The following is a 13,013-nucleotide window of genomic DNA, read 5'->3' on the forward strand; positions in this document are numbered from 1 at the left end:
GCAGGCGTTCAGCGGCGCGGGTGCAAGCCTTCGGTGGTATCGGCCTCGATCAGCGAGCCAGGGTCTTCATTGCCCGGATCGTTGATCAGCGGGGCCAGATCGCCCTGGGGCATCAGGCCCTCGCTGCGAGCCCGGCAGTTGAGCAGGGGCAGCAGCTCCCGCTGGAATTGTTGTTGCTGCTCCTCGGAGAGGGCGGCAAAGCCGTGGTTGAGGATGTACTGGGCGAGGATAGCCGGGTCGCCATTGGCTTCCAGCTTGCCTTCGTCGAGCAGGCGACGAAGCCCATCGGTAAGTTCCGCGTCCTGATGATCGTTCCAGCCCATCGTCGGTACCTCCTTCGATTGACTACTCCGATGACCGGGTGGCGCAGGTGGACCGAAGAGCGCGCGCCGTGTTCAACAGAGACTGGCGGTGCGACCCGGGTGTTCAGCGGGAGGGACGAACGGTTCGCCAACGGTTTGCCCCGGCTAGGGCTTCTCGCTGCTGACAACGCGGTTGCGGCCGCTCTGCTTGGCGCTGTACAGGCGCTGGTCGGCGCGCTTGAGCACGGTCTCGGTGGACGTCGGCGCGCTGCCGCTCTCGGCCACGCCGATGGACAGCGTCACCTTGCCGACCTGGGGAATCATCGTGCTGGCGACCGTTTCGCGGATCCGCTCGGCAATGTTGCGGGCCGCTTCCAGGCTGGTGCCCGGTAACAGCAGGACGAACTCTTCGCCGCCGGAGCGGCACGCCAGGTCTTCTGCCCGGGAGGAGTCGCGCAACACACCGGCGACCCGGCGCAGGGCCTCGTCGCCGGCGTCGTGGCCCCAACTGTCGTTGACCTGCTTGAAGTGGTCGATATCCAGCAGCAGCACCGCATAGGGCAGGCCGGACTGTTCCAGTGTCGCCAGGGCGGCGGCCAGCGCGCGGCGGTTGGCCAGGCCGGTGAGGGCGTCGCTCTGGGCTTCCTGGCTGAGCCGGCCGAGCTTCTGCTGCATGAGCCCGACACCGGTCAGCAGTGCCTGGCGGATGGCGGCGGCCTCGCGGTACCAGGTCCTGATGCTGCGCAGCTCGCCCGGGGTTTCCGGCGCCGACAGGCGCTCGGCGCTGTAGGCCAGTTGCCGCAGCGGCCGGGTGATCAACAGGGCGCCGCCCCAGATCAGCAGCACGCCCAGCAGGCTGGCGGGGATCAGGCCGAAGAACATGTCCTTCATCAGCAGGCCCAGTGGCGCCAGGCTCAGGTCACGGGGCTGCTGCGCCACGACGGCCCAGTTGGCGCCGGGCACCTGGGCGTAGCCGGCAAGCATCTCCACGCCCTGGGTGTTGGGCACTTCCATTGCGCCGGTTTCTCCGCGTAGCGCGGCTTCCACCGTCGGGCTGCCCTTGAGCAGTTCGCCGACGCGTGGTGCCTCCGGGTGGTGCAGCAGGCGGCGGTTGGCGTCAGTGACGAAGGCGTAGGTGCCCTCGTGGTGGAAGTGGCTGCCGATGATGGTGTGCAGCACGCTCTGCTTGAGGATGTAGACCGAGCCGCCGACCAGCCCGAGGTACTCGCCGGTAGGGCTGACGATAGGCTGGGAGATGAACACCACCAGGTTGCCGGCGATGGAGACATACGCCTGGCTGACCGCCGGCTGCTTGAGTTGCAGGGCCTGCTGTACGCCTACCGAGCGCAATGTGGTGCCGACGATCTGCAGCGAATCCGGGTAGGCCTCCAGCACCTTGCCGTGAGCATCGACGATGGCGATGGAGTTGAAGTAGGTGTCCTGGGATTGCAGGCGCATCGCTTCGGCGCGCAATACCCCGCGATCACCCTGGTGCGTTGCGAGGATATTGGCGCTGAAGGCCAGGTTGCGCTGCGCCGAATCGATGAATTCGCTGATGCTGGAGGCGACCTTGGCGGCATAGGCGCGGTTGGCCTCCAGGGTGGTATGGATCAGCGCCGAACGTTGCACGGTATAGGCCACGACCAGGCTGTTGCCGAGGGTCGCCAGGGCGGCGAGCAGGACGAAGACCAGGATCAGCAGCCGCAGGGTCAGCGGCTTGCGGCTCCAGCGCTTCATGCAGCCACCGCGGGTGGGCGAGGCGCTCGGGGGGCTCCGTCGAGGGGGCAGTTCTCTGCGCCGTGGCGCGATGTCAGGTGGCTCTCCATGGGCCGGGCTCCGTGCTGGGGCGGGCTGCCTGATCCGTCTGTCCTCGACGGGTCGAGGTTCAGGATAGGCAGGGATACGCCGCCAGTCACCTGTTCGGGGCCGGTTCCGCCAGCCAGGCGGATCAGCGCGGCGGGACAGGCCGGCGAGATCACGCCTGTTGGCGCAGGCATGCGGCGTGCCCCGAAACCTCGCTTCGATGCCTTCAACGGCCTGTCTCCGGGTCGCTCCAGGGGGCGTTCGACTGGAGGTGGCGCGCCGCGGCGTTCCTGGCTGTTCGATTACGGGAGTGCCGACGCAGGGAGCACCTCTGCAGATTCGCCGCCCATGAAAAAGCCCCGCACGTGGCGGGGCTTCTTCTACAGCTAGGGGGCGATCAGTTGGCGGCTGCGGCAGCGGCCATGTCCGATACGCTCTCGCCACGGTGCTGGCTGAACTGCGGGGCCAGCGAGCCGATGATCATGCCGATGGCGCTGCAGATCAGGCCCACCAGTTGCGGCGGCCAGAAGTCACCTTCCTGATGGCCCAGTTCCAGCGACACCCAGCCGATCAGGCCGCAGGCGATGGCGGTCAGGGCGCCCTGGGTGGTGGCACGCTTCCAGAACAGGCCGAAGAACAGCGGCACCACGGCGGCGACCAGGGTCACCTTGTAGGCGTTGCCGACCATCTCGTAGATGCTGGCGTTGGACAGCAGGGCGAACAGGCAGGTGGCGACGGTCATCGCCAGCACGCTGCAACGCATGGCCAGCAGGGCCTGGCGGTCATTCATGTTGGGCAGGAAGTGCTTGACGATGTTCTCGGTCAGGGTCACCGACGGGGCCAGCAGGGCGCCCGAGGCGGAGGACATGATGGCCGAGAGCAGGGCGCCGAAGAACATGATCTGGGCGAACAGCGGGGTACGTTCCAGGATCAGGTGCGGCAGGATCTGCTGGGAGTCTTCGGCCAGCCAGTGCTTGACCATCTCCGGTTCGATCATCGAGGCGGCGTAGATCAGGAAGATCGGCAGCATGCAGAAGACCAGGTAGCAGCAGGCACCGGTCATGGTGGCGCGCTGGGCGATCTTCTCGGTCTTGGCCGACATCACGCGGGCATAGACGTCCTGCTGCGGGATCGAGCCGAACATCATCGTCACCGCTGCGCCGAGGAAGGCCACGATGTCCTTCGCCGAGGTGCCGTGGAGGAAGGTGAACTTGCCTTCGCTGGCGGCGTGGCTGATCACGTTGACCGGGCCGCCGGCCATGTCGCCGATCAGCCAGACGAGGTAGAACAGGCCGCAGACGATGATGATCATCTGCAGGAAGTCGGTCAGCGCCACGGACCACATGCCGCCGAACAGGGTGTGCAGCAGGACGATGATGGTGCCGATGATCATGCCCTGGGTGGTGGTCAGGCCACCGTCGGAGAGCACGCTGAAGACCACGCCCAGCGCGGTGATCTGCGCGGCGACCCAGCCCATGTAGGAAATGATGATCACCAGGCTGGTGAAGATTTCCACGTGCTGGCCGAAGCGCTTGCGGAAGAAGTCACCGATGGTGAGCAGGTTGAGACGGTACAGCGGGCGGGCGAAGACCACGCCGACCAGCATCAGGCAACCGAAGGAACCGAACGGGTCTTCGATGATCCCGGCGAAGCCTTCTTCGAGGAAGGTGGCCGGGATGCCCAGCACGGCTTCGGAGCCGAACCAGGTGGCGAACACCATGGTCACGACGAGGGGGAAGGACATGCTACGACCGGCGGCCGCGTAGTCCGAGGAGTTGTGCACGCGGGTGGTGGCGTAGAAACCGACAGCTACGGTGATCACCAGATACACCGCTACAAACCAGATCAGCATTTGTTCGTTCCGTTGGCTCGCCGGGAACCATGCTGCCGAGACGAAGCTCGGGCAGGTAGGCCACGACTGACAAAGTTGTTTTTGTTGGGTTGCGCGGCCGAGGTCATCCGGTGCACCAGGCAGTGAATCCGGAAAAACGTAACCAGTTGCGACAACGGGCCGCAGTCTGCCAAATCCGTTAAATATGTCAAACACTTGAATCGTCCATGAGCGAAAAAAATTACATTGCTGGACGAATGGTTACGCTAAAGGATTGATTTGATTGGTTGCTAACGATCAAAAGTGACTGTTTAGTCTTTTATTTTTTACAGTCGATGTTCGATAAGCAGAACAGCTTGGGAGCCGCTAGGCTCTTGGCACGGCACGCTTTCAAGGACTTTCATGTTCGAGCATTTCGACCTGGCGCAATTGCTTTCCCAATACGGTTACCTGGCGCTGTTCGTCGGTTGCCTGCTGGAGGGCGAGACGATCCTCATCCTGGCCGGTCTGGCGGCTCACCAGGGCCTGCTGGCCTACGTGCCGGTGGTGTTCTGGGCGACCCTGGCCGGCACCCTGGGTGACCAGTTGCTCTACTGGACCGGCCGCCGCGCCGGCGACCGCGCTGTGCCCTGGCTGCAGCGGCGTGGGCTGGCCGTGGAGCGGGTCACCGGGCTGATCGAGCGACATCCGCTGCTGGCGATCTTCTCCGTGCGTTTCCTCTATGGCATGCGCCTGGCCGGGCCGTTGCTGATCGGCGCGAGCCGGGTAGGGCCGCTGCGCTTCCTGCTGATCAACCTGCTCGGCGCCTTCTGCTGGGCGCTGCTGTTCGCCAGCGCCGGCTACTGGGCGGGGGAAGTGCTGGAGCGCTGGCTGGGCAACCTGCGGCCGTACCGGCTGCCGATCTTCCTCGCGGTGCTGGTGCTGGTGGGTGGATTGGAGCTGTGGCGGCGCCATCGGCAGCGGCGCAAGGCGCATTCCGGCGCAACCCGGGAAAGTTTGCACAAGCCTTGATACAGAGCGGTTTGGATTCGTGCGCGGCGCGATTAGAATCGCCGCTCTTTCGATCAAGGACGCTGTCATGAGCCTTTACCAGCCCGGCATTCTCGCCACCCCGGTTCCCGCCCACGCCCGCCATCTGTTCTTCGATGTGAAATCGCTGCAGGACCTGCCCGCCGCGCTGGATCGCCTGCTGCAGGTCGCCGATGGCGAACGCGCGGTGGTGGGGTTTGGCGAGTCGCTGGTGCGCGCGGTGGGCCGCCGCATTGAGGGGCTGCGTGAGTTCCCGGCCATTTCCGGCGTGGGCGTCGACAACCCGTCCACCCCGCACGCGCTGTGGGTCTGGCTGCGCGGTGAGGATCGTGGCGAACTGCTGCTGCGCACCCAGGAGCTCCAGGCATTGCTGGCCCCGGCCCTGGAGCTGACCAGCCTGACAGAAGCCTTCCGCCATGGCAGCGGCCACGACCTGACCGGTTACGAGGACGGCACCGAGAATCCGCAGGATGACGACGCCATCGCCGCCGCCATCGTCGAGGGCGACGCAGCGGGCCTGGTCGGCGGCAGCTTTGCCGCGATCCAGCAGTGGCGTCACCAGCTGCAGGACTTTGCCGCGCTGCCGCAGCACGAGCGCGACGACATCATGGGGCGCCGCCTGAGCGACAACGAGGAACTGGACGACGCGCCTGAGTCCGCCCACGTCAAGCGCACCGCCCAGGAGAGCTTCGAGCCCGAAGCCTTCATCGTGCGCCGCTCCATGCCCTGGACGCAGGGCCAGGACGCGGGACTGATGTTCCTCGCCTTCGGCCGCACCCTGGACGCCTTCGAGGTGCAGCTGCGCCGCATGAGCGGCCTGGAAGACGGCATCACCGACGCGCTGTACCGCTTCAGCCGTCCGCTCACCGGCGGCTACTACTGGTGCCCGCCGCGCAAGGACGGGCTGCTGGACCTGAGCGCGCTGCTCGGCTGAGCCGTCGCTGTCCCCGAGAGCCCCGCCAGTGTGCGGGGCTTTTTGGTGGGCGCTGGTGCGCTGGTTCGCGAGCAAGCTCGCTCCTACAAAGGTTACCCCGAGGCTCTTCTGTAGGAGCGAGCTTGCTCGCGAACAGCACGGCACCGCCACCCGCCGCAATGGCACCCCGATCTTCGGCGGAATTGGCTGTTGGTCCGATGCACCCCGAGGCGTAGCGTGAACCCCACGTTCCCACTGCCCGAGGTACCCGCCATGCACGCATCCACATCCCTGAAACTGTTGTTCGCCGGCCTCGGCCTGGCGCTGAGCCTGCCGGTATTCGCCCATGGTGACGCGGCCAATCCGGAGAAAATCGACGTCCAGCAGGAGCAGAAGCTCCCCGATGCCGCCGGCAAGAAGGGCCTGATGATCACGGTTGCCTACGAGCCGGGCCAGGCGTCCGCTGCACACGTGCACAGCGGCTCGGTGTTTGCCTACGTACTCGAGGGCGCAGTCATCTCCCAGCTCGAAGGGCAGAAGCCGGTGACCTACCAGGCCGGCCAGTCCTGGTACGAAGCACCGAACACGCCGCACCTGGTCTCGCGCAACGCCAGCGACAAGAAGCCGGCCAAGTTGCTGGTGTGGATGCTGCTGGACGAAGGTGCACCGGTGCTCACGCCGTTGAAGAAGTGAATGCCCGAATGAAGAACCCCGCCAGTTGGCGGGGTTCTTCGTCGTGGCGTGCGGATCACTCCGGCGCGCCGGGCACCTGGCGCGGGGCCATGAAGAACATCCAGGCCAGGGCCAGGAAGTACATGGTCGGGATCAAGGTGAAGAGGATCGCGTAGTTGTTGTGGGTGACGGTGAGGATGTAGCCGACGATCTGGGTCATGAACATGCCGCCAATCGCCGCGCACATGCCGCCGAAGCCGAACACCGTGCTCATCATGTGCTTGGGCGTGTAGTCCATCACCAGGCTCCAGATGTTCGCCGTCCAGGCCTGGTGCGCGCCGACCCCCAGGGCGATGGCGGCCACGGCGATCCACAGGCCGCTGGCCTTGGCGGCGAAGATCACGCCGATGATGCAGCAGGCGCAGATGAACATCGACAGCAGGCGTGCATGGATGGGCTTCATGCCACGACCAATCAGCCAGGACGACAGGATGCCGCCGCCGATGCTGCCGAAGTCGGCGGTCAACCAGATCAGCATCAGCGGGATGCCCATCTGGGTGACGCTGATCCCCAGGCCGTATTGCTGGTTGAGGAACGGCGGCAGCCAGTAGAGGTAGAACCAGAACACCGGTGCGGTCAGCGAAAGGGCCACGGCGAAGGCCCAGGTGCCGCGCATGCGCAGGATGGTGGAGAAGGGCACGCGCTCGGCCGGCGGTTCGACGGCATCCTGGATGTAGTCCAGTTCGCTCTGCTTCACCGTCGGGTGCTCCTCGGGGTTGAAGTACTTCAGGCTCCACAGCACCACCCAGACGAAGCCCAGCGCGCTCATGCAGAGGAATGCCGCCTGCCAGCCCCAGACCGAGAGGATCAGCGGCAACAGGGCGGGGGTGACCATGGCGCCAACGTTGGTGCCGGCATTGAAGATGCCGGTGGCCACGGCCCGTTCGCCGGCCGGGAACCACAGGCGCGTGGTCTTCACGCAGGCCGGGTAGTTGGCTGCTTCGGTGAGGCCGAGGATGAAGCGGCAGACCATGAAACCGGCCGCTGAACTGGCCAGGCCGTGGGCGCCGGTGGCGAAGCTCCACAGCAGCACGGCAAAGAAGAATGCACGCTTCACGCCGATGCGGTCGATCAGCCGGCCCTGCAGCACGAAGCCAATGGCATAGCCGACCTGGAACCAGAAGTTGATGTTGGCGTAGTCCATGGCCGTCCAGGCCATTTTCTCGGCGAGGATCGGCTGCATCACGCCCAGGGCAGCGCGGTCGATGTAGTTCAGGGTGGTGGCGAAGAACACCAGGGCGAGCATGCCCCAGCGCACCTTGCCGACGGCCATGGCGCCACGCACCTTGCCGAAGAGGGAAGAGCCGTGCGGAGCGACCGCAGCGAGGGGAGCGGATTGCGTATGGATCATGATCGGGCCATCCGTTATCGGGCTGACGCGCAGCCTCGGGAATTATTGTCGTGCCGCAGGCGGCCCGCGTGCTCCACCGCCGATCGGCTAGAGCTGCAGGAAAGACGTGCGGTGGCTGGCGAAAATCAGTGCGCGCGGCAGTGGCCGAGCAGTGTGCACAAACCCGGCATCAGGCGGGCCAGGATGATTTGGCGGTGGGGAATGGAGGCGGCGAGGCGAGGGTGAGGTACGTACATGAGCATTTACCCGTTCTTGAAATTGTTATGGATGACACGCAGGCCATCTCGCAGCGGCTGAGGGACTTCTCTTCGATAAAGAGCCCGGTGAAGGCAGTGCCGGGGGAGCAGCCGGGTTGCGTCGACGTGGCTAAATCTTGAGCAGCGGCCGTAACAGCGTCAATTCGATAAACGGCCTTTGGTTCGGTAATCGAACACAAAACTAACCAGTTAGTACACTTTAAATTGCTGCCGGCCCGGACCGCCAGAATAATCAGACTCAGCCGGAGACCGATTCCAACAAGCCCCTCACCCCGCCCGGCAGGAGTCCACCGATGCAACGTTCGATCGCCACCGTTTCCCTCAGCGGAACCCTGCCGGACAAGCTCGAAGCCATCGCCGCCGCCGGTTTCGACGGCGTGGAAATCTTCGAGAACGATCTTCTCTACCATGGCGGCAGCCCGCGCGACGTGCGCCGCCTGTGTGCCGACCTGGGGCTGGCGATCACCCTGTTCCAGCCGTTTCGCGATTTCGAGGGCTGCCGTCGCGATCGACTGCCGCGCAACCTCGACCGCCTGGAGCGCAAGTTCGACCTCATGCAGGAGCTGGGCACCGACCTGGTGCTGATGTGCAGCAACGTTGCGGCCGACTCCCTGGGCGAGCGCGAATTCCTCCTCGAGGACCTCGGCCTCGCCGCCGAGCGTGCGGGTGCCCGCGGGCTAAGGGTGGGCTACGAAGCCCTGGCCTGGGGGCGTCATGTGAACACCTGGCAGCAGGTCTGGGACCTGGTGCGCGAGGTGGACCACCCGGCGCTGGGTGTGATCCTCGACAGCTTCCACACGCTATCGCTCAAGGGTGACCCGGCCGGCATCGCGCAGATTCCGGGGGAGAAGATCTTCTTCGTGCAGATGGCCGACGCGCCGATCCTGGCCATGGACGTGCTGGAGTGGAGCCGGCACTTCCGCAACTTCCCCGGCCAGGGCGAATTCGACCTGCCGGGCTTCCTCGGGCCGATCCTGAAGAGCGGTTATCGCGGGCCGTTGTCGCTGGAAATCTTCAACGATGGCTTCCGCGCCGCGCCGCCGCGAGCCAATGCCGCCGATGGCCTGCGCTCGCTGCTGTACCTGGAAGAGAAGACCCGCGAGCGCCTGCTCGGCGAAGGCATGCCGCAGGAGCAGCTGGACTGCCTGTTCGCGCCGCCACCGGCCAGCCAGCTGGAGGGCGTGGAGTTCCTCGAATTCGCCGTCGACGAAGCCCTTGGCGCGCGCCTTGGCAACTGGCTGGAGCGCCTGGGCTTCGCCCGCGCCGGCGAACACCGCTCCAAGGCGGTGAGCCTGCTGCGCCAGGGTGATATCAACATCGTGCTCAATGCCGAACCCTATTCCTTCGGCCACAGCTTCTTCGAGGCCCACGGCCCGTCGCTGTGCGCCACCGCGTTGCGCGTACGGGACGCCGCCAGCGCGCTGGAGCGTGCGCAGGGCTACAAGGGCCAGCCGTATCGCGGGCTGGTCGGCCCCAACGAGCGGGAGATTCCTGCGGTGCGTGCGCCGGACGGCAGCCTGATCTACTTGGTTGAAGAGCACCTGGTGGGAGAGCGCGCCAACGGGCAGACCATCTATGACGTGGACTTTCGTCTTGACCCCGAGGCCAAGCCGAGCGGCCGCTTGCAGCGCATCGACCACATGGCCATGGCCCTGCCGGCGGATGGGCTGGACAGCTGGGTGCTGTTCTATAAAGGCCTGTTCGACTTCGAGGCCGACGACGAAGTGGTGCTGCCCGATCCCTATGGCCTGGTGAAGAGCCGCGCCCTGCGCAGCGCCAACGGCAGTGTGCGGTTGCCGCTGAACATCTCGGAGAACCGCAACACCGCCATCTCCCACGCGCTGTCCAGTTACCGCGGCTCCGGTGTGCACCACATCGCCTTCGCCTGCGAGGACATCTTCGCCGAGGTGGCGCGGGCGAAGGACGCCGGTGTTCCCCTGCTGGATATTCCGCTCAACTACTATGACGATCTCGCCGCTCGCTTCGACTTCGACGACGAGTTCCTCAGCGAGCTGGCCTACTTCAACGTGCTCTACGACCGCGATGCCAATGGCGGCGAGCTGTACCACGTCTATACCGAACCGTTCGAGGGGCGCTTCTTCTTCGAGATCATCCAGCGTCGCGGCGGCTATGCGGGATACGGCGCAGCCAACGTCGCCGTGCGCCTGGCGGCCATGGCACAGGCACGCAACGGCACCACGCGCCGGCCGAAGGTCTGAGCCTGCTGCGCTTTGCCTGAAGGGCGCGGGGGCGCGCATAATCCGCGCATCCTTTCACCGCACAGCCGGCGCCCTGGCGCCGGCGGACCGATGCCCAAGCCCATGACTGCCGACAGCGCCACTCAGCCTATTCCTGCCGAAACCGCCCGCCGGGGCCGCAAGAACAACCCGGAGAAGACCCGCGAGGATATTCTCCAGGCGGCCATCGTCGAGTTCGTCCAGCAGGGCCTTTCCGGTGCGCGGGTGGACGCCATCGCCGAGCGCATGAACACCTCGAAGCGGATGATCTACTACTACTTCGGCAGCAAGGAACAGCTCTACCAGGCCGTGCTGGAGAAGCTCTACGGCGATATCCGCGGTACCGAGCAGACACTGCACCTGGCCGAACTGGAGCCGCTGGAAGCCATGCGCCGGCTGGTGGATTTCACCTTCGACCACCACGACCGCAACGTCGATTTCGTGCGCATCGTCAGTATCGAGAACATCCACTACGGCCAGTTCGCCTCCGGCTCCGAGGCGATCCGTTCGATGAACAGCAACATCCTGCGCACCATCGAGGACATCCTCCAGCGCGGCGCCGCCAGCGGCGCCTTCCGCGCCGGCCTGCCGGCCATCGACGTGCACATGCTGATCAGTGGGTTCTGCTTCTATCGCGTGTCCAACCGTCATACGGTCGGGTCGCTGTTCCAGGTCGAGCTGGAAGACCCGGCGATCAAGGCGCGGCACAAGGACATGATCATTGAGGCGGTGTTGCGCTACGTGCAGCCGTAACCAGATCTGGATCTGGAGCGAAGGCTGTTCGCGAGCAAGCTCGCTCCTACCATCGGCACCGCATTCCCAGGGGGGCTGTAGGAGCGAGGGGGACGCCTAGTCCTTGCCCGCGAACCGGGTATTCCCCGACCCAGGGCATCGCACTACATCGCAGCGAAGTGCGCCAGCATCCTTTGCGCGTTGGCCTCGACACCACTGAACAGCTCGAACGCCTTCACCGCCTGGAACACCGCCATGTTGCCGCCATCCAGCGTGCGGCAGCCAAGGCTGCGGGCGTGGCGGAGCAGTTCGGTCTCCAGCGGGAAATAGATGATCTCCGCCACCCACAGGCGCGGGTGCAGCAACTCCAGCGGCAGCGGCGCGCCGGGTAGCTTGGCCATGCCGACGGGCGTGGTGTTGACCAGCCCGTCTGCCTCGGCGAGCGCACCGGCCAGGTCATGACCGACCCGCGCACGTTGGCCACCGAAGTGGGCGTTGAGGTTGTTCGCCAGCGCCTGAGCGCGGGCTGCGTCCACCTCGAAGATGGTCAATTGCGCCACGCCTTCGCTGAGCAGCGCATGCGCTACCGCAGCGCCCGCGCCACCGGCCCCCAGTTGCACCACACGTTCGCGCGGCGCATCGCTGAGGTTGCGCCGGAAGCCTTCGGCAAACCCCAGGCAGTCCGTGTTATGCCCGATCCGTCTGCCGTCACGCAGTACCACTGTATTCACCGCGCCGATGCCGCGCGCTTCATCGGAGAGTTCGTGCAGCAGCGGAATCACCGCCTGCTTGCAGGGAAAGGTGATGTTCAGCCCGGTGTAGCCCATGCGCTCGGCGGCGGCGAGCAGATCGGGCAGGGCGGCTGAGTCGATGCCCAGGGTGTCCAGGTCGATCAACCGGTAGAGGTAGCGAAACCCCTGGGCGTCGCCTTCGCGCTCGTGCAGCGCCGGGGTGCGCGAAGCCTGGATGCCGGCGCCGATCAGGCCGGCCAGGACGGTGCGGTGCTCGCTCATCGGGCTCACTCCTGCAGCAACTTGGCGAAGTGCTGGATGCCGGCGCGGTAACCGTCGCTGCCCAGCCCCGCGATCACGCCCACGGCGATAGCGGAGACGAACGAGTGGTGCCGGAATTCTTCCCGCTTGTGCACGTTGGACAGGTGCACTTCGATCACCGGCAATGCCACGGCGGCCAGCGCATCGCGGATCGCCACCGAGGTGTGTGTCCAGGCAGCGGGATTGATCAGGATGCCGGCGCAGCGGCCGCGCGCCTGGTGAATCCAGTTGATCAGCTCGCCTTCGTGGTTGGTCTGGCGGAATTCGATCTGCAGGCCGCTCTCGGCAGCGGTGCGCTGGCAGAGCGCGGCGATGTCGTCGAGGGTTTCGTGGCCATAGGTGGCCGGCTCACGGGTACCGAGCAGGTTGAGGTTCGGCCCGTTGAGCACGAGCAGGATGTGGGGCATGGGGAATGGCTCCGTTGTTCTTGTATGGCCGTAGAGGAAAGGCCTGTAGGAGCAAAATGTACCAAATGGTTAATTTGGTCAATGCGGGGGCGGTGAAGCGGAGATGGTGAGGAAAATTCCCTATAAATCGTCAAAACGCCGGAAACGTCGATGATTCACCAGGCTACGTAACCCCCTGTGCACAGGGGGGCAGAATCACATTCCGTGCGGTGATCGACCATAGATAAGAGCGGGCTCCGCCCGCGATCGGTTCAAGCCCGCCGAGGATTTCCAGGGGCACGATGCCCCTGTAGGAGCGAGCTTGCTCGCGAACAAACTCCGGCAGTGGGACGACAGGTTCGCGATGAAGGACTGGGCGCCCCTCGGT

General features: G+C 65.4%; 11 protein-coding genes. 5 read left to right on the forward strand and 6 right to left on the reverse strand.

Annotated elements, in window-relative coordinates; translation table 11 throughout:
- Positions 1-8: 8 nt before the first annotated feature.
- From RS899_RS11100 to RS899_RS11110, 3 genes are all read right to left on the reverse strand, one after another.
- Positions 9-323 (reverse strand): hypothetical protein, encoded by a 315-nt coding sequence (locus RS899_RS11100; RefSeq protein WP_054910232.1) that lies wholly within the window; start codon positions 321-323, stop codon positions 9-11.
- 144 nt (positions 324-467) lie between these two features.
- Positions 468-2,039: a sensor domain-containing diguanylate cyclase gene (locus RS899_RS11105; protein ID WP_054910231.1), complete on the reverse strand. Its 1,572-nt coding sequence runs from the start codon at positions 2,037-2,039 to the stop codon at positions 468-470.
- A 463-nt stretch (positions 2,040-2,502) separates the two neighbouring features.
- Entirely contained in the window at positions 2,503-3,957 is a 1,455-nt protein-coding gene (locus RS899_RS11110; protein ID WP_054910597.1) for a sodium:solute symporter family protein, read from the reverse strand.
- Positions 3,958-4,338: 381 nt separating this feature from the next.
- On the opposite strand from RS899_RS11110, the gene RS899_RS11115 reads away from it, so the two are divergent.
- From RS899_RS11115 to RS899_RS11125, 3 genes are all read left to right on the forward strand, one after another.
- Entirely contained in the window at positions 4,339-4,947 is a 609-nt protein-coding gene (locus tag RS899_RS11115) for a DedA family protein (RefSeq protein ID WP_054910596.1), read from the forward strand.
- Between the two features lie 67 nt (positions 4,948-5,014).
- A complete protein-coding gene (locus RS899_RS11120) occupies positions 5,015-5,899 on the forward strand; it encodes a Dyp-type peroxidase (protein WP_315809923.1) in 885 nt (294 codons plus the stop codon).
- Positions 5,900-6,151: 252 nt separating this feature from the next.
- Complete coding sequence (locus tag RS899_RS11125; protein WP_233299813.1) at positions 6,152-6,571, forward strand: cupin domain-containing protein; 420 nt, start codon at positions 6,152-6,154, stop codon at positions 6,569-6,571.
- A 55-nt stretch (positions 6,572-6,626) separates the two neighbouring features.
- Here the strand turns inward: RS899_RS11125 and RS899_RS11130 are convergent, their stop codons facing one another.
- Positions 6,627-7,961 (reverse strand): MFS transporter, encoded by a 1,335-nt coding sequence (locus RS899_RS11130; RefSeq protein ID WP_054910593.1) that lies wholly within the window; start codon positions 7,959-7,961, stop codon positions 6,627-6,629.
- Positions 7,962-8,511: 550 nt separating this feature from the next.
- Here RS899_RS11130 and quiC point away from each other — a divergent pair.
- Positions 8,512-10,437, forward strand: a complete 1,926-nt coding sequence (gene quiC / locus RS899_RS11135; protein WP_315809924.1) for a 3-dehydroshikimate dehydratase QuiC — start codon at positions 8,512-8,514, stop codon at positions 10,435-10,437.
- A gap of 102 nt (positions 10,438-10,539) precedes the next feature.
- The gene (locus RS899_RS11140; protein ID WP_054910590.1) at positions 10,540-11,208 is read left to right on the forward strand and encodes a TetR/AcrR family transcriptional regulator; all 669 of its coding nucleotides are present in this window, start codon (positions 10,540-10,542) and stop codon (positions 11,206-11,208) included.
- A gap of 143 nt (positions 11,209-11,351) precedes the next feature.
- On the opposite strand, the gene RS899_RS11145 is transcribed toward RS899_RS11140, so the two are convergent.
- Together RS899_RS11145 and aroQ are read right to left on the reverse strand one after the other, a co-directional pair.
- Entirely contained in the window at positions 11,352-12,200 is an 849-nt protein-coding gene (locus tag RS899_RS11145; RefSeq protein WP_315809925.1) for a shikimate dehydrogenase, read from the reverse strand.
- A gap of 5 nt (positions 12,201-12,205) precedes the next feature.
- Positions 12,206-12,646 carry a type II 3-dehydroquinate dehydratase gene (gene aroQ / locus RS899_RS11150; RefSeq protein ID WP_315809926.1) on the reverse strand — a complete coding sequence of 147 codons (441 nt, stop codon included), beginning with the start codon at positions 12,644-12,646 and terminating at the stop codon, positions 12,206-12,208.
- Positions 12,647-13,013 lie beyond the last annotated feature (367 nt).

Origin of the sequence: Pseudomonas sp. C9-3 (assembly GCF_032392015.1) — a bacterium.
Lineage (GTDB): Bacteria > Pseudomonadota > Gammaproteobacteria > Pseudomonadales > Pseudomonadaceae > Pseudomonas > Pseudomonas nitroreducens.

What these genes read in the sequence shown, in the direction of transcription:
- RS899_RS11100 (WP_054910232.1), bottom strand. Translation starts at nt 323, where the DNA reads ATGGGCTGGAACGATCATCAGGACGCGGAACTTACCGATGGGCTTCGT.
- RS899_RS11105 (WP_054910231.1), bottom strand. Translation starts at nt 2,039, where the DNA reads ATGAAGCGCTGGAGCCGCAAGCCGCTGACCCTGCGGCTGCTGATCCTG.
- RS899_RS11110 (WP_054910597.1), bottom strand. Translation starts at nt 3,957, where the DNA reads ATGCTGATCTGGTTTGTAGCGGTGTATCTGGTGATCACCGTAGCTGTC.
- RS899_RS11115 (WP_054910596.1), top strand. Translation starts at nt 4,339, where the DNA reads ATGTTCGAGCATTTCGACCTGGCGCAATTGCTTTCCCAATACGGTTAC.
- RS899_RS11120 (WP_315809923.1), top strand. Translation starts at nt 5,015, where the DNA reads ATGAGCCTTTACCAGCCCGGCATTCTCGCCACCCCGGTTCCCGCCCAC.
- RS899_RS11125 (WP_233299813.1), top strand. Translation starts at nt 6,152, where the DNA reads ATGCACGCATCCACATCCCTGAAACTGTTGTTCGCCGGCCTCGGCCTG.
- RS899_RS11130 (WP_054910593.1), bottom strand. Translation starts at nt 7,961, where the DNA reads ATGATCCATACGCAATCCGCTCCCCTCGCTGCGGTCGCTCCGCACGGC.
- quiC (WP_315809924.1), top strand. Translation starts at nt 8,512, where the DNA reads ATGCAACGTTCGATCGCCACCGTTTCCCTCAGCGGAACCCTGCCGGAC.
- RS899_RS11140 (WP_054910590.1), top strand. Translation starts at nt 10,540, where the DNA reads ATGACTGCCGACAGCGCCACTCAGCCTATTCCTGCCGAAACCGCCCGC.
- RS899_RS11145 (WP_315809925.1), bottom strand. Translation starts at nt 12,200, where the DNA reads ATGAGCGAGCACCGCACCGTCCTGGCCGGCCTGATCGGCGCCGGCATC.
- aroQ (WP_315809926.1), bottom strand. Translation starts at nt 12,646, where the DNA reads ATGCCCCACATCCTGCTCGTGCTCAACGGGCCGAACCTCAACCTGCTC.